At 68.3% G+C, this 14,441-nt stretch carries 17 protein-coding genes and 1 pseudogene; 7 read left to right on the top strand and 11 right to left on the bottom strand.

Annotation, left to right across the window (positions count from 1 at the left end):
- Positions 1-88: 88 nt before the first annotated feature.
- The 3 genes from NPJ82_RS13895 (at position 89) to gmk (ending at position 3,002) form a co-directional block, all read left to right on the top strand.
- On the top strand, positions 89-1,693 hold the full coding sequence (locus tag NPJ82_RS13895) for an ATP-binding protein (RefSeq protein WP_342657709.1): 1,605 nt from the start codon (positions 89-91) through the stop codon (positions 1,691-1,693).
- Complete coding sequence (locus tag NPJ82_RS13890) at positions 1,690-2,274, top strand: response regulator (RefSeq protein WP_267350467.1); 585 nt, start codon at positions 1,690-1,692, stop codon at positions 2,272-2,274. The genes NPJ82_RS13895 and NPJ82_RS13890 overlap by 4 nt, the downstream gene beginning before the upstream one ends.
- An 80-nt stretch (positions 2,275-2,354) precedes the next feature.
- On the top strand, positions 2,355-3,002 hold the full coding sequence (gene gmk / locus NPJ82_RS13885; protein ID WP_112381331.1) for a guanylate kinase: 648 nt from the start codon (positions 2,355-2,357) through the stop codon (positions 3,000-3,002).
- A 259-nt stretch (positions 3,003-3,261) separates the two neighbouring features.
- On the opposite strand, the gene NPJ82_RS13880 is transcribed toward gmk, so the two are convergent.
- From NPJ82_RS13880 to NPJ82_RS13855, 6 genes are read right to left on the bottom strand one after another with little or no spacing between them, the layout of a single operon-like run.
- Positions 3,262-3,948: an ATP12 family protein gene (locus NPJ82_RS13880; RefSeq protein WP_342657708.1), complete on the bottom strand. Its 687-nt coding sequence runs from the start codon at positions 3,946-3,948 to the stop codon at positions 3,262-3,264.
- A complete protein-coding gene (locus NPJ82_RS13875; protein WP_112381329.1) occupies positions 3,945-4,163 on the bottom strand; it encodes a hypothetical protein in 219 nt (72 codons plus the stop codon). Before NPJ82_RS13875 ends, NPJ82_RS13880 begins: the two co-directional genes overlap by 4 nt.
- Positions 4,160-4,828: an HAD-IA family hydrolase gene (locus tag NPJ82_RS13870; RefSeq protein WP_342657707.1), complete on the bottom strand. Its 669-nt coding sequence runs from the start codon at positions 4,826-4,828 to the stop codon at positions 4,160-4,162. Before NPJ82_RS13870 ends, NPJ82_RS13875 begins: the two co-directional genes overlap by 4 nt.
- A 17-nt stretch (positions 4,829-4,845) precedes the next feature.
- The gene (locus tag NPJ82_RS13865; protein ID WP_149681036.1) at positions 4,846-5,940 is read right to left on the bottom strand and encodes an RluA family pseudouridine synthase; all 1,095 of its coding nucleotides are present in this window, start codon (positions 5,938-5,940) and stop codon (positions 4,846-4,848) included.
- The gene (crcB, locus tag NPJ82_RS13860; RefSeq protein ID WP_267350460.1) at positions 5,937-6,311 is read right to left on the bottom strand and encodes a fluoride efflux transporter CrcB; all 375 of its coding nucleotides are present in this window, start codon (positions 6,309-6,311) and stop codon (positions 5,937-5,939) included. Before crcB ends, NPJ82_RS13865 begins: the two co-directional genes overlap by 4 nt.
- A gap of 55 nt (positions 6,312-6,366) precedes the next feature.
- Positions 6,367-7,101, bottom strand: a complete 735-nt coding sequence (locus tag NPJ82_RS13855) for a hypothetical protein (protein ID WP_342657706.1) — start codon at positions 7,099-7,101, stop codon at positions 6,367-6,369.
- Between the two features lie 90 nt (positions 7,102-7,191).
- Here NPJ82_RS13855 and NPJ82_RS13850 point away from each other — a divergent pair, with 90 nt between their 5' ends.
- Positions 7,192-7,413 carry a hypothetical protein gene (locus NPJ82_RS13850; RefSeq protein ID WP_298092383.1) on the top strand — a complete coding sequence of 74 codons (222 nt, stop codon included), beginning with the start codon at positions 7,192-7,194 and terminating at the stop codon, positions 7,411-7,413.
- 39 nt (positions 7,414-7,452) lie between these two features.
- Here the strand turns inward: NPJ82_RS13850 and NPJ82_RS13845 are convergent, their stop codons facing one another.
- The 3 genes from NPJ82_RS13845 to NPJ82_RS13835 form a co-directional block, all read right to left on the bottom strand.
- Positions 7,453-8,019 (bottom strand): glycine zipper 2TM domain-containing protein, encoded by a 567-nt coding sequence (locus NPJ82_RS13845; protein ID WP_112381324.1) that lies wholly within the window; start codon positions 8,017-8,019, stop codon positions 7,453-7,455.
- Between the two features lie 82 nt (positions 8,020-8,101).
- Entirely contained in the window at positions 8,102-8,533 is a 432-nt protein-coding gene (locus NPJ82_RS13840) for an OsmC family protein (protein ID WP_112381323.1), read from the bottom strand.
- 77 nt (positions 8,534-8,610) lie between these two features.
- A complete protein-coding gene (locus NPJ82_RS13835; RefSeq protein WP_235903844.1) occupies positions 8,611-8,919 on the bottom strand; it encodes a glycine zipper 2TM domain-containing protein in 309 nt (102 codons plus the stop codon).
- Between the two features lie 123 nt (positions 8,920-9,042).
- Here NPJ82_RS13835 and NPJ82_RS13830 point away from each other — a divergent pair.
- Positions 9,043-9,671 (top strand): annotated as a pseudogene (locus NPJ82_RS13830) (trimeric intracellular cation channel family protein).
- Positions 9,672-9,674: 3 nt separating this feature from the next.
- On the opposite strand, the gene NPJ82_RS13825 reads toward NPJ82_RS13830, so the two are convergent.
- Complete coding sequence (locus tag NPJ82_RS13825) at positions 9,675-10,247, bottom strand: N-acetyltransferase family protein (protein ID WP_342657705.1); 573 nt, start codon at positions 10,245-10,247, stop codon at positions 9,675-9,677.
- Positions 10,244-12,208, bottom strand: coding sequence for a signal peptide peptidase SppA (gene sppA / locus NPJ82_RS13820; RefSeq protein ID WP_342657704.1), 1,965 nt, complete (start codon positions 12,206-12,208; stop codon positions 10,244-10,246). The genes NPJ82_RS13825 and sppA overlap by 4 nt, the downstream gene beginning before the upstream one ends.
- A gap of 253 nt (positions 12,209-12,461) precedes the next feature.
- On the opposite strand from sppA, the gene groES reads away from it, so the two are divergent.
- Both groES and groL read left to right on the top strand, forming a co-directional pair.
- Positions 12,462-12,749, top strand: coding sequence for a co-chaperone GroES (gene groES, locus NPJ82_RS13815; RefSeq protein ID WP_112381318.1), 288 nt, complete (start codon positions 12,462-12,464; stop codon positions 12,747-12,749).
- A gap of 50 nt (positions 12,750-12,799) precedes the next feature.
- Positions 12,800-14,440: a chaperonin GroEL gene (gene groL / locus NPJ82_RS13810; RefSeq protein ID WP_112381317.1), complete on the top strand. Its 1,641-nt coding sequence runs from the start codon at positions 12,800-12,802 to the stop codon at positions 14,438-14,440.
- Position 14,441 lies beyond the last annotated feature (1 nt).

Genomic DNA, 14,441 nt, shown 5'->3' with positions numbered 1-14,441 from the left:
CCATGTTCGGCTTGCCGAAAGATGTTCGCTTGCCGCATCCGGGATTTTCCCGGCTTCGGTTCGGGCGCGCTTCCTGTCACAAGGGTTCATGGCCACCATGCCGTTCGATCATCCGGCCATGCATTTCGGTCTTCGCACATGGCTGCCCCGATGGAGCGATGCAGTTGCGCTTTCGCTCTATGCTGTCGGGTTTGCGTTGGCGCATGCGGTGGCGGTGTGGTGGAGCGGGGAGGGGTTCTATTCGCTGTGGTTCCCTGCGGCGGGGTTGCGGTTTGCGCTGTTGTGGCGGCTGGGGGCGCGGCTGACGCCGGCAGTGGCGTTGATCGAGCTGGCGGTCGATGTGGCAAAGGGGGTGATCGTCTTTGCGTCGCCCGACTGGCCGATAGCGGTGGTGGGCATCGTGCGGCCGGTGCTGGCCTATGGCCTGGTCGTGGCCGCGATCCGCCGGCTGGCGAGCGGGCGGCGGGCCGAGTTGCTGGTCGCGCCGATGCCGTTCGGGCTGGCCGCGGTGGCGGCGCCGCACTTCGCGGCCTTGGTCGCCTTGCCGCAGGCGATGCTGCGGCCGGACATGACCGGGGTGGCGGGCGCGCAATCGATCGTGCTGTCGCTGACCGCCTTTACGGTGGGCGACCTGCTGGGCGTGCTGATCGTGGCGCCGCCCGTTCTGTGGGCGGCAGGGCTCGGCGCCCGTCGCGCCGCCCCGCAATGGCCGCGGATGCGAACCGCAGCGCTGGTGGAGGCGGTGCTTACGCTGGGCGGTGCGATCGGCATCGTCGCGGCGCTCGACCTGTTGGGGCTGGGGTGGCAACCGATGCCGGTGCTGCTGGCGGTGGCGTGGATCGGGCTGAGATTCGGGCGGCATGCGGCTTGGGCGGCGTTGCTGGTCGTCGTCGTGCTGACCCTGTCGCGCACCGCCGGCGCGGTGGCCACGCCGCAGCGCCTGAACCTCCACCTGGGATTGAGCATGATCGCGGTGGTCGGGTATCTGGCGGGCAGCTTTGCCGACAGCCAGCGCCGTGCCCGCACCGATGTCGCCCGGCGCGACCGGCTGCTGTTCCAGGCCGAACGATTGAAGACGCTGCGGGCCATGTCGGTCGCCGTGATCCATGAGATCAGCCAGCCGCTGTCCACGCTGGCGATCGAGGCGCGCCACCTGAACGCGATCGCGCGCGACGCAGGGCCGGAGATCGCCGCCAGCGCCGAACTGATCGATCGCAAGGCCGATACGTTGTCCGCCCTCGTCCGCCGGCTGCGCCGTTTCGGCGGGCGCGTGGTGGACGAGCCGACGCCGCTCCCGCTCGTCGCCCTGATCGACAGCGTGGTCGGGCTCGCGGCGCCCGAGGCGAAGGCGGCGCATGTCCGCCTGAACGTGGCGCCGGTCGATCCGGACCTTGCCGTTCTGGGGCAGGAAGTGGAACTGGCGCAGGCGGTGATGAACCTGCTCCGCAACGCCATCCAGGCCTGTGGAGATGCGACGGTCGACCTGAGCGTCGACGCCGTCGGGGATCGCGCGCGCGTGACGATCACCAACCGCTGTTCACCCAGCCGCGCGCCGCAGCCCGGCATGGGGGTGGGCACGCTTGTCGCGCGTGCGATCGTGGCGGCGCATGGCGGTTCGCTGGACCGCGACATCGACACCCGCGGCACCGTCCGCGCCATCCTGACCCTGCCGCTGATCGGAGATCCCGCATGACCGTCTTGTCGCCCGGCACCGTCTATGTCGTCGACGATGACCGCGATCTGGGCGCCAGCGTCGCCCGGCTGCTCGGTCGCCATGGCTTCGATGCGGAGCCGTTTCTGGATCCGGCCCTGTTGCTGGAGGTCTATCCACAGGCCCCGGCGCACTGCATCGTCACCGATGTGATGATGGGCGATCTGGACGGTTTCGGCTTTGCCGACCGGGTACGGGCGATCGACCCCTGTGCGGCGATCATCTTCATGACCGCATGGCCGACGACCGCCAATGCGGTCGATTCGGTGCGCCGGCATGGCGGCCTGGATTATCTGGAAAAGCCGCTGGACGAGGCGCGGCTGCTCGCCGCCGTTGCCGAGGGCGTGGCCTGGTCGAGAGGACGGCGCGACCAGCATGGCCGCACTATGACGCTGTCGCCGCGCGAACGGCAGGTGTTCGACCTGCTGGTCCAGGGGCACAGCAACAAGGCGGTGGCCGGGCTGCTCGGCCTCAGCCCCAAGACGGTGGAGGATCACCGCGCCGCCGTGCTGGCGAAGACCGGCGCCAATGGATTGGCGCAGCTGATCGCGCTGGTGGCCTGAAGGACACGCGGCACAGGGCATTTGCCCCCGTGGTTCTTCCAAAGCTTGACGTGGCGGCGGCCCCCGCGCCAAAGGCGGCCATGCCCAGCACGCCCAACGATCCGCACGGCTTCAAGCGCCGCGGCGTCCTGTTCGTCCTGTCCTCGCCGTCGGGCGCGGGCAAATCCACCATCGCGCGCATGCTGCTCGCCGCCGATCCGGAACTGGCGATGTCGGTGTCCGCGACGACGCGGCCGATGCGCCCCGGTGAGGTGGACGGCAAGGACTATCACTTCGTCGATCTGGAAGAATTCCGGCGCATGGCGGCGGAGGACGAATTCCTGGAATGGGCGCACGTCTTCAACAATCGCTACGGTACGCCGCGCGCGCAGGTGGAGGAGATGCTGGCGGCCGGCAAGGACGTGCTGTTCGACATCGACTGGCAGGGTGCGCAGCAGCTGTTCCAGATCGCCGGCGGCGATGTGGTGCGAGTGTTCATTTTCCCCCCGTCGATGGAGGAACTGCGCCAGCGGCTGGAGCGCCGCGCGACGGATGCGCAGGAGGTGATCGATGCCCGCATGGCGCGCGCCACCAACGAGGTCAGCCACTGGGACGGCTATGACTATGTGCTGGTTAACGACGATGTGGAGCGCTGTTTCGAGGGCGTCCGCACCATCCTGGCGGCCGAGCGCCTGAAACGGTCGCGCCAGACGGGCCTGATCGGCTTTATCCGCAAGCTGACGCGGTAGGGGACGGGGGCGTGGCGACGCCCCTGTTTCTAGATTCCCCGGCCATGTCACTGTCTGGCGGCTGGAGCAGGATCACATCACCTTGGCCCGTCCGTGTCGAAGCAGGGCCGCGGGCGGCGAGGTGTCTCTCGATACGTCGTCTCGATACGCGGCTTTGCCGCTACTCGACGACTACTCGAGACGAACGGGAGGGGGATCAATCCGGTGTCGTCCATCACTAGGCGAGACGAACGGGGACCAGTGGGGCATGCGGCCTGCTTTAGCCCCGCACCGCACGCAGAAAGCGTAGCGCGGCGTCGAATTCGGCGCGGCGGGCGGTGCGGCGTTCGGCGGCCAGAATGTCCTCGCCCCAGCGTTCGACCTGCCAATCCTCGTCGACATGGGCGGCCGCCCATATCGTATCGGCGTCGAACGCCTCTTCGACCAGCGCGAGGGCGAGTAGCAGCGAACCGGTCAGCGTGACCAGCGGCGACAGGGCGGCCATGGCGAACGGATCGAGGGCGGCGACCGCATCCCCCAGCCGTGCCAGCGTCGCCGGCGGCTGCGGCCGGTGGATGATCCCGGCGGTCGTCTCCACCGCGATGTCGTAGCGGGCGCGGGCCCAGGCGATCACCGGGTCCCACGCCGCCGCCTGTCGCGCCGCGAGTTCCGCCGGATCGTCCGCACGGTAGCAGAGCAGATCGCTCTCGCCGTAGCGCGCCAGTCCTTCGGCAAAATGGGCAGGGTCAGGCGCGATCCGATCGATCGCGGCATTGGCCAGCCCGGTCAGCGGCATCGCGCGCGGGTCCACCATGTCGGCAACCGCGGCCCATTCCGCCGCCACCGCCTCTGCCGCCGCCCGGGTCGGCAGCGCCAGCGGGGTGCGGCCGGGTGTGCGCACCGGGCGATCATCCAGCCGGATCACCCGGTCATCGTCCACCGAAACCTGGCGCCAGAACCGCTTCATTCCCCACCACTCCGCCAACGCTGCGCCAGGCTGGCGGGCACGATCGCCACCACCAGCAGCGCGGACAGCACGATCGCGATGCCCAGGATACGCGGCGCCAGCGTCGGCGCGCGCGATACCAGCACGAGGCCGAACACCGCCCCGGCGATCCCCATCATCCGCACGCCGACAATGGCCATCCAGCGGCGCCGCGCCTGTGCGTCGACGGGGCTCATGCCGGCACCAGCAATGCGGGCAGGTCCGCCACCCGCTCCGCCACGACATCGGCGCCGGCGTCGATCATCTCGCGGATGCCGTGATAGCCCCAGGCGACGCCGACGGCGCGCACGCCGGCTGCCTTTGCCATCGCCATGTCGAAACTGGTGTCGCCGATCATCACCGTATCCTGCGGGGTGGTCCCTGCCTCTGCCATCGCCGTCAGCAGCATCGACGGATCGGGCTTCGAGGGATGCCGGTCCGCGGTCTGCAACGTCACGAAATGCCGGGCGAGGCCGTGATGGTCCAGCACATGCGCCAGCCCGCGATCGGATTTGCCGGTGGCGACGCCGAGCAGCCAACCCTGCGCGTCCAGCCGGGCCACCAGCGCGCCGATCCCCTCGAACAGCGGCTCTTCGTCCAGCGTGCCGGCATGCCGCATGGCGAAAAACGCGTCCTTGTAATCGGCCGCCAGCCGGCGCTGCATGGCATCGTCCTGCGCCGGCGCCAGTACGCGCATCGCCTCGACCAGGCTCAGCCCGACGATGCTGCGCACCGCCTCCCGCGGTGGTGGGTCCAGGCCAAGGCCGCGAAACGCCTGCGCGGCGGCGCGGCAGATATTGGCCTGGCTATCGACCAGGGTGCCGTCGCAGTCGAACACGGCGAGACGAAGGGGAGGGGACATGCCGGCGGGCGCAGGGGTCAGTCGCGGCTGCCGCGCCCGCGCCGTTCGCCGCGGCGTTCCTTGCGCACCGTCTTGGCATGCGCCTTGGCACGCGCCTTTGTCTGCTCGCGGGTGGGCGGGCCCTTGCCCTCGTCCAGCGGCAGCGCGTCGCCGCGTGCTTCCTCGAAGCCGAGGCTCGCCAGGCTTTCGGCGAAATGGGTGGGCAGGCTGGCGGTTTCGTCGATGCGCCCGGCATCGGGGTGGTCGACGCGGATCCGCCTGGCATGCAGGTGCATCTTGCGGCTGATCCCGCCGGTCAGGAATGCCGCGGCGCCGCCATATTTGCCATCGCCGACGATCGGGTGGCCGATCGCCGCCATGTGGACGCGCAACTGATGCGTGCGGCCGGTAAAGGGCTGCAACTCGACCCAGGCGCAGCGATTGCCGGCGCGTTCGATCACCCGGTACCGGGTGCGGGCGGGCTGGCCGTTCTCCTCGTCGACATGCATCTTCTCGCCGCCGCTGCCCGGTTGCTTGGCGATCGGCAGTTCGATCATGCCGTCCTCGATCGAGGGGACATCGACGATCAGCGCCCAGTAGACCTTACGCGCGGTGCGGCCGGAGAACGCCTTGGCAAAGAATGCCGCGGCGCGCGACGAGCGTGCGACAAGCAGCGCGCCGCTGGTGTCCTTGTCCAGCCGGTGGACCAGCTTGGGACGACCCTCCGCCTCAAACTGCAGGGCATCGAGCAGGCCGTCGACATGCTCATGCGTCTTGGTGCCGCCCTGCGTCGCGAGACCGGGGGGCTTGTTCAGCACCAGCGCCTGGGCGTCCTTGTAGATCACCATGTCGCGCGCGAAGGCGATCGCGTCGTCGCTCAGCGGCGGGCGTTCGCGGCGCGGTCGTGCCTCCTCGTCGCGCGGTGCCTCGGGCGGGGGGACGCGAAGAAGCTGGCCGGCGGCGATGCGGTCGCCCGGCGTGGCGCGGCTGCCATCGACGCGAAGCTGCCCCGTGCGGGCCCATTTGGCGACGGTGGTGAAGCTGGTATCGGGCAGGTGCCGCTTGAACCAGCGGTCGAGCCGGATGCCGTCATCGTCATAGCCGACGGTGAATTCGCGAACCTTGTCCGTCATGCCAGCCCCCGCGCCAGTGATAGTCCGGCGACCAGCGCCAGGAGCGAACCTGCGACCGAGGCCGCGACATAGCCGATCGCCGCCAGCGACCGGCCCGCTTCCACCAGCATCACCGTGTCCAGCGAAAAGGACGAAAAGGTGGTGAACCCGCCCAGCACGCCGACGCCGACGAACAGGCGCCAGCCCTCCGCACCGCCGGTACGGGCCAACACCCCGGCGAGCAGGCCCATGGCGAGCCCGCCGACCAGATTGACCGTCAGGGTGCCGGCAGGAAAGCCGGGGCCGGCCAGCGCGAGCATCGTGCGCCCGGTCAGGTGCCGGGCCCCCGATCCAAGCGCGCCACCCAGCATGACGAGAAGAAGCGATTGCATCGCGGCGCCCTAGCGCAAGCGGCCCCGCTTCGCAAAAGACAACGCGCGCGGTCGATCAAATGCCTGCGTTGGTGATGAAATCCACGTCGCTGCCCCCGCCCGGGCGGGGCGAGACATAGACGATATAGGCGGCGGGCCCCCGCGTGCCGCCGATGACGTGGCGAGGCCCTTCCGCCTTGTGCTCGGCGGAATAGCCGCCTTGCCGGGCATGGGTGAAATACCAGTCGATCACCCGCGCCGGTGTGCCGCCCGCCCGGAAGGTGACCACCCGCAGCGCACAGCCATCGGCATCGGCGCCCGCCGCCTCGCTGATTTGTGCGCCGGGGTATAGGGGGAGGGTGGGGGGCAGGCGGTTGGCGTAGGTGGCGGAGTAGCGGACGTTTCGGGCGCAGGCGGCGGTAGCGGATTGGGTACCGGCCAGCGCACCGGCGGTCAGGGCGCCGTCCCTGGCGCGGCATTCCGGGCAGTTTGCGGAGGGCGCCGGGGCCTTGCGCAGCGTGGCGGGGTCGACCGGGTCGGCGGGGCGGGTGCCGGCGGGAACCGCACCCGGATCGGGCCGGGCGGGCGGGCGGACCGCGTTGCCGTTCGACGACTGGGCCAGCGCCGGGTCGACCATGATCTGGTCGCGCAGGGCGGCGGTCAGCGCCGGATCGCGGACGGGGTCGTCGCCATTGGCCTGGGTCAGTTCGCGGTCCAGCTGGTCGAGGTCATTCTGCGTCGTCGGTGCACTGCGATTGCAGGCGGCGAGCGAGAGCGCGGCCAGCGAGGCCAGGAGGAGCGGGCGGATCATGGTGCCGGTGGTAGCATCAACCGGTCGCGGGCGGGTTAACGGGACGCGCGACGCTTGTGCCATGATGGGGCAGGGACCATAATCGGGACCATGCTGAACATAGTCTCGATCCTGATCGGCCTCGTCGCACTGGTGCTTGGCATCGTGCCGTTCCTGCCATTCTTGGCGTGGGGATACTGGTTCGTCATCCCGATCGCCATTGTCGGCGCCGGCATCGGTGCGCTGTCGTCGCGCAATTCGGGGCGCAACCTGAACCTGGTGCTGATCGTGATCTTCGCGCTGCGCCTGATGCTGGGCGGCGGCATCATCTGAGGGGAATGGGGGCCGGCGGTGCTGCCGGCCCCGTGCTTGTCAGCGGCAGGAAACTTGACCGCGATCGATCTCCCGGCCGAGCAGCGCGCCACCGCCGGCACCGATCAGCGTGCCGAGCAGGCTGGACCGGCCATTGCCGATCAGGTTGCCGAGCACGCCGCCACCGAGCGCGCCGACGATCAGCCCCGTGGTGCCATCGTTGCGGCGGCAGTAATAGCGGCCGTTGTAGCCGCGATAGATGCGGTCGTTGCGACCGAGCCGGCGCGGCTGGTAATAGCGCCCGTCCCGGTAATAACGCTCGGCATAATAGCCGCGCTGACCGGGTTCGAAGCGGTTATAGTCATAGTTGCGCCAGCGATTGATGTTGCGCACGTCGCGGCGATGATCCTGGCGCGCGTCGCGGATGTCACGGCGATAGTCGCGCCGGGCCTCGCGCACGTCGCGGCGGCTGTCGGCGCGGCGCATGTCACGGCGATAATCACGCTGCGCCTCGCGCACTTCCTGACGATATTCGCGGTCCGCCTGCCAGCGCGTATTCTGCGCAGCGGCGGGCACGGCGCCTATCGTGGTCATGGCCAGAGCGGCAAAAAGGACGGTGGTACGCATGGTTACACTCCCTTTGGCATAGGTGGGATGAAGAACCCGTCCCATCTATGCCAGGTTGCGTGAACCGGAAACTACGTCTTGTTCAGGCCTCGGTCAGCGTGATGTCGAGCGTGATCTCGGCATTCAGGACCTTGGACACCGGGCAGTTCTTCTTTGCGCCGTCGGCGATCCTCTTGAACTCGTCTTCCTCGATGCCTTCGACGCGTGCGGTGAGCGCAAGCGCGGACTTGCTGATCGTGAAGCCGTCACCATCCTTGACCAGCGTCACCTTTGCCGTGGTCTCCAGCGTGCCGACCGAATGGCCTTCGCCGGCCAGCGCGAAGCTGAGCGCCATGGTGAAGCAACTGGCATGCGCCGCGGCGATCAATTCCTCCGGATTGGTGCCAGGTGAATCCTCGAACCGGGTGTTGAAGCCGTAAGGGCTGTTGGAGAGCAGGCCGGAACCGAGCGAAACCTGTCCCTTGCCGTCCTTGCCAAGTCCTTCGTAGCGGGCCGAAGCCGAGCGGGTGGTCATATGTCCATTCTCCTGAAATGAAACGGGCGCCGCGATCCAACGATCGCGGCGCCCGCCGGTTCAGGGTAGATGTGCTTTTAGCGGCAGCGGCGCGAGCTGGAGCCGCGATCGATCGCGCGGCCGGCCAGTGCGCCGGCGGCAGCACCGCCCAGGGTGCCGAGCGTACGGTCGCCGCGGGTGTCGATGGTGCGGCCGAGCAGCGCGCCGGCCACGCCGCCAACGACGAGGCCCGTGGTGCCGTCCGGCTTGCGGCAGCGGACACGGCCGCGGTCGTCGCGCCATTCCCGATACTTGCCGCGGCGCTGCGCATCGGCGGCGGAAACCGGCAGGACGACCGTCGGCACGACCATCGCGGTGCAGCCCAGTGCGAGCATCAACTTACGCATCGAATATACTCCCTTAGAATCTTGATCTGCTGGCGTAACGTGCCCCGGATAACGGGGGTTGCATGAACGGAGAACAACAAGCTGTTCATGATCCGGGCGCATGCCGCTAAAGCCGGAAAAGCGATGATGCCGTCTGTTGAAATCCTGCCCGTTGCGGCGCCGTGGCTCGATCTGGCCGGGTTGGCGGTGTTTGCCATTTCGGGAGCGCTGGCGGCGGCAAAGCGGGCGCAGACCATGGTGACGCTGGCGTTCTTTGCGCTGATTACTGGGGTGGGGGGCGGCACGGTGCGCGACCTGTTGATCGGGGCGCCGGTGTTCTGGATCCATGATGCGCGTGCGGCGGCGGTGTGCCTGTCGGCGGCGCTGGTGGTGTGGGTGACACCGGAGCGGTGGTGGCGGGGGCGGCCCTTGCGTGGTTCGACGCGATCGGGCTGGCGGCCTATGCGGTATATGGCGCGGCCAAGGCATTGAAATACGGGGTTCCACCCATTCCAGCCGTGGTGATGGGCGTGGTGACGGCATGTGTCGGCGGCATCATCCGCGACGTGCTGGCCGGCGAGCCGTCGATCCTGATGCGGCCCGAATTATATGTCACCGCGGCGGCACTGTCGTCGGCAAGCTTCGTGGTGCTGGTGGCATCGGGGATGCCGGTCGGACTTGCCGCACCGGTGGCGGCCACCGCCGGCTTTGCGTTGCGCGCGGTGGCGATCCATTTCCATCTGGCGCTGCCCGCCTATCGCGGACAGCGCTGAGCATCAGCCGCGAATCACGCCGACCTCGGCAAAGCGGCGCGGCTCGGACGGGGGTACGGCGGCATCCGCCAGCTCGCACTGCCAATAGCCGACATCGATCCAGCGGCCATGTTTGTAGCCGATCTCGCGGAACACGCCGGCCCGGCGAAAGCCGACCGCCTCGTGCAGCGTGATCGAGCGATCGTTGGGAAGCGCGATGCGCCCGATCGCCTGAGTAAAGCCCTGCTTGCGCAGCGTGGCGACCAGCGCCTGGTAGAGCAGCCGGCCCAGTCCCTGGCGCTGCGCCCCGTCGGCGACGTAGATCGTGGTTTCCACCGCCCAGCGATAGGCCTCACGCGGGGAGAATTGCGCGGCATAGGCATAGCCCAGCACGCGTTCGTCCGCATCGCCGGCGCCCTCGCTGACGGTGGCGACCATCCAGGGATACAGGCCATCGGACGCCGCGATGCGCTCCTGCATGAGCGCGGCATCCGGCGCCTCGGTTTCGAACGACACCACGCCCGCCAGCACATGGGGAGCGTAGATCGCCGCGATCGCCGCGGCATCGTCCGGACGGGCGGCGCGAACCCCGATCACAGACCGATCCGCGCCAGGATCAGGTCGAGCAGGCGCGTGTCGGACGCCGATGCGGTCGCACCGAAGCCGCCGCATTCCAGGCAGCGCGCCTGGATCGAGCCGCCGCGGGTCAGTCGTGCCACGTCGCCCAGCGCGCGGGCGAGCGTCGCGCGGCGGTCGGCGGCGACGCGCGCGAAGATGTCGCCGGCGGGTCCCGCCGTGTCGTCGCCATCGTCACCGCCGAAGCTGTCCGCCAGCTTCGCCGCGAAGCCCGGTTCCTTTTCCAGATATTCGGCATGGACCTTGGCCGGATCGAGCTTTGCCTGACGCGCGGCCCAGGCGATGGCGTCCGACAGGTTGCCGAACTGGTCGACCAGGCGCAACTGGTGGGCGGTGCCGCCGTCCCAGACGCGACCCTGCGCGATTTCGTCGACGCGTGCGGGCGTCATCCGGCGGGCGGCGGCGACGCGGCCGATGAACTGGCGATAGCCGTTTTCGATGCCCGCCTGCAGGATGGTGTCGAGCATCGGCGTCGTGCCGCCCAATATGTCGGGCTGACCGGACAGGGGGGTGGTCTTCACGCCGTCGCTGGTGATGCCGATCTTGGCCAGCGTGTTCTCGAATGTCGGGATCAGGCCGAAGATGCCGATCGATCCGGTGATCGTGCCCGGTTCGGCAAAGATGCGATCGCCCGCGGTGGAAACCCAGTAGCCGCCGGACGCGGCAAGGCCGCCCATCGAGATGGCCACAGGCAGTCCGCGCTTCTTGGCTTCCAGAACGGCGAGGCGGATCTGTTCGGAGGCCAGCGCCGAGCCGCCGGGCGAATCGACCCGCACGACCAGCGCCTTCAGCTTCTTCTTGGCGAGACCGTCGAGCATTGCCTTGCTGATCGTGTCGCCGGCCGCGGTGCCGGGGCCACCCTTGCCGTCGACGATCTCGCCGGCGACGGTCAGCACGCCGATGGCGTCGCCGGCGGTGGGCAGCGGGTTGGCGCGCACCCATGCGTCGTAGCCGACCGTGTTGAAGCTGCCGAGCGGGCGATCATTGGCGACGCCGGCGATCTGCGCGACGCGGCGGCCAAAGGCGATCCGGTCACCCAGCTTGTCGACGATGCCGGCGCCCAGGTTCGCGCGGGCGGTGTCGCCATTGGCGGCCAGCACCAGTTGGTCGGGCTGCGCAAGGAAGCGGGCGACCTGCGCCTTGGGACGCGCCTTGGCGATCGATTCGCGCCACTGGGCGAACAGGGAGCCGTACAGCGCCTGGCTGGCGGCCCGCGCGTCGGGGCTCTGGTCGGCGCGGGTATAGGGTTCAACAAAGGACTTGTAGCGGCCGACGCGGTAGACGTGCGTCGTCACCCCGAGCTTGTCGATCAGCCCCTTGTAATAAAGCTGGTTGCCGCCCGGCCCGGTGAACAGCGTGCCGCCCATCGGGTTCATCCAGATCTCGCTGGCCTGCGCGGCCAGGCGATAGTCGCTGTCGGTATAGCCGGTGGCATAGGTCAGGACCGGCTTTCCGGTGGCGCGGAAGCGGCCCATCGCGTCGGCAACCTCCTGGATCACCGCCGGATAACCGCCGGAAAAGCCGTCCAGATCGAGCACCAGCGCCTTGACCCGGTCATCGCCGCGCGCCGTGTCGATCGCGCGCACCACATCGCGCAGGCGGTACTGGCGGGGCATGTCCTGACCCGACAGCATCGAGAAGGGGTCCATCTCCTCGGGCTGTTCGACGATCGAGCCGCGCAGGTTGAGGAGCAGCGCGCCGGGCTTGATCGCCTTGGTACCCGGCCGGGCATTGAGTGCGGCGAACAACAGGCCGAAAAAGATCAACATGGCGATCAGGACCAGCAGGTCCTTGATCCCGACCAGCAATTTCCATGCGCCCCGCACCAGTCGCCAACCGCCGCGTCGGCGCCTGGATGGTGCCCCGCTGGGCGATCGGCTGAAATCCTGGTCGAGTGGCGAAGCGGCGCGAGCGTCGGTCATGCGCGGGACGCTAGAACAGCGGAGCGCGCGCGTAAATGGCCTGTATTAGCCTTCCAATACAGAATGGGCGGCAGCATGAAGCCGACAAAAACGGTAATCGCCGCTGGTTCCGCACGGCCGGCCCCCGCCCGCAATTTTTTCCGGCCCGGCCCGTTGACGCATCAGGACCCCCGCCACATATCCGGCGCGTTGGCACTCGCATTCGCGGAGTGCCAAAAAAGTGTCACACGTACTTAAAAGAGGGACATCCGCGATGAACTTTCGTCCGTTGCATGACCGCGTCCTCGTCCGCCGTGTCGAGGCGGAGGAGAAGACGGCCGGTGGAATCATCATCCCCGACACCGCCAAGGAAAAGCCGCAGGAAGGCGAAGTCGTCGCTGCCGGCACCGGGATCAAGGCCGAGGACGGCAAGGTGACGCCGCTGGACGTCAAGGCCGGCGACCGCATCCTGTTCGGCAAGTGGTCGGGCACCGAGGTCAAGGTGAATGGCGAAGACCTTCTGATCATGAAGGAATCGGACATTCTGGGGATCGTCGGCTAAACCTGGCCACGCTTCCACTTCTGTTTACACACATCTGAAAGGGTAGCCACATGGCAGCCAAGGACGTGAAATTCGGCCGCGACGCGCGCGAGCGCATCCTGCGCGGCGTCGACATCCTCGCCGATGCAGTCAAGGTCACGCTGGGCCCGAAGGGCCGCAACGTCGTGATCGACAAGAGCTTCGGTGCACCGCGCATCACCAAGGACGGCGTCAGCGTCGCCAAGGAAATTGAGCTCAAGGACAAGTTCGAGAACATGGGCGCGCAGATGGTGCGCGAAGTGGCCTCGAAGACCAACGACATTGCCGGCGACGGCACCACCACCGCGACCGTTCTCGCCCAGGCGATCGTGCGCGAGGGCATGAAGTCGGTGGCTGCGGGCATGAACCCGATGGACCTGAAGCGCGGTATCGACCTGGCGGTGACCAAGGTCGTCGAGGACGTGCAGGCCCGCTCGAAGCCCGTGTCGGGCTCGTCGGAAGTGGCGCAGGTCGGCATCATCTCGGCCAATGGCGACCGTGAAGTCGGCGAGAAGATCGCCGAAGCCATGGAAAAGGTCGGCAAGGAAGGCGTCATCACCGTCGAAGAGGCCAAGGGCCTCGAATTCGAGCTGGACGTCGTCGAGGGCATGCAGTTCGACCGCGGCTATCTGTCGCCCTATTTCATCACCAACCCGGAGAAGATGACGGTCGAGCTGAACGACCCGTACATCCTGATCCACGAGAAGAAGCTGTCGAACCTGCAGGCGATGCTCCCGATCCTGGAAGCGGTCGTGCAGTCGGGTCGTCCGCTGCTCATCATCGCCGAGGACATCGAGGGCGAGGCGCTCGCCACGCTCGTCGTCAACAAGCTGCGCGGCGGCCTGAAGGTCGCAGCGGTCAAGGCACCGGGCTTCGGCGATCGTCGCAAGGCGATGCTGGAAGACATCGCGATCCTGACGGCTGGCGAGCTGATCTCGGAAGATCTGGGCATCAAGCTCGAGAGCGTCACCGTCGGCATGCTGGGCACCGCCAAGCGCGTCACGATCGACAAGGACAACACCACCATCGTCGATGGGGCCGGTGAAGCCGACGCGATCAAGGGCCGCACCGAGGCGATCCGTGCGCAGATCGAGAACACCACCAGCGACTATGACCGCGAGAAGCTCCAGGAGCGTCTCGCCAAGCTCGCCGGCGGCGTTGCCGTGATCAAGGTCGGTGGTGCGACCGAGGTCGAGGTGAAGGAGCGCAAGGACCGCGTCGACGACGCGCTGCACGCGACCCGCGCGGCCGTCGAAGAGGGCATCGTCCCCGGCGGTGGTACGGCGCTGCTGTACGCATCGAAGGCGCTGGAAGGCGTGACCGGCGAGAATGACGACCAGACCCGCGGCATCGACATCGTTCGCAAGTCGCTGACGTCGCTGGTTCGCCAGATCGCGCAGAATGCCGGCCAGGACGGCGCCGTGGTCTCGGGCAAGCTGCTCGACGGCAACGACACGACGATCGGCTTCAACGCGGCGACCGACACGTACGAGAACCTGGTTGCGGCCGGCGTGATCGACCCGACCAAGGTCGTGCGCACCGCCCTCCAGAACGCGGCCTCGGTCGCCGGCCTGCTCATCACCACGGAAGCCACCGTGTCCGAGCTGCCGGAAGACAAGCCCGCAATGCCGGCCGGCATGCCCGGCGGCGGCATGGGCGGCATGGACTTCTAAG

The sequence above is a fragment of the Sphingomonas sp. NY01 genome, assembly GCF_038809135.1.
GTDB classification, from domain to species: Bacteria; Pseudomonadota; Alphaproteobacteria; order Sphingomonadales; family Sphingomonadaceae; genus Sphingomonas; species Sphingomonas carotinifaciens.
The sequence above is the reverse complement of the archived record's forward strand: the minus strand, read 5'-3'. Positions and strand labels throughout refer to the sequence as shown.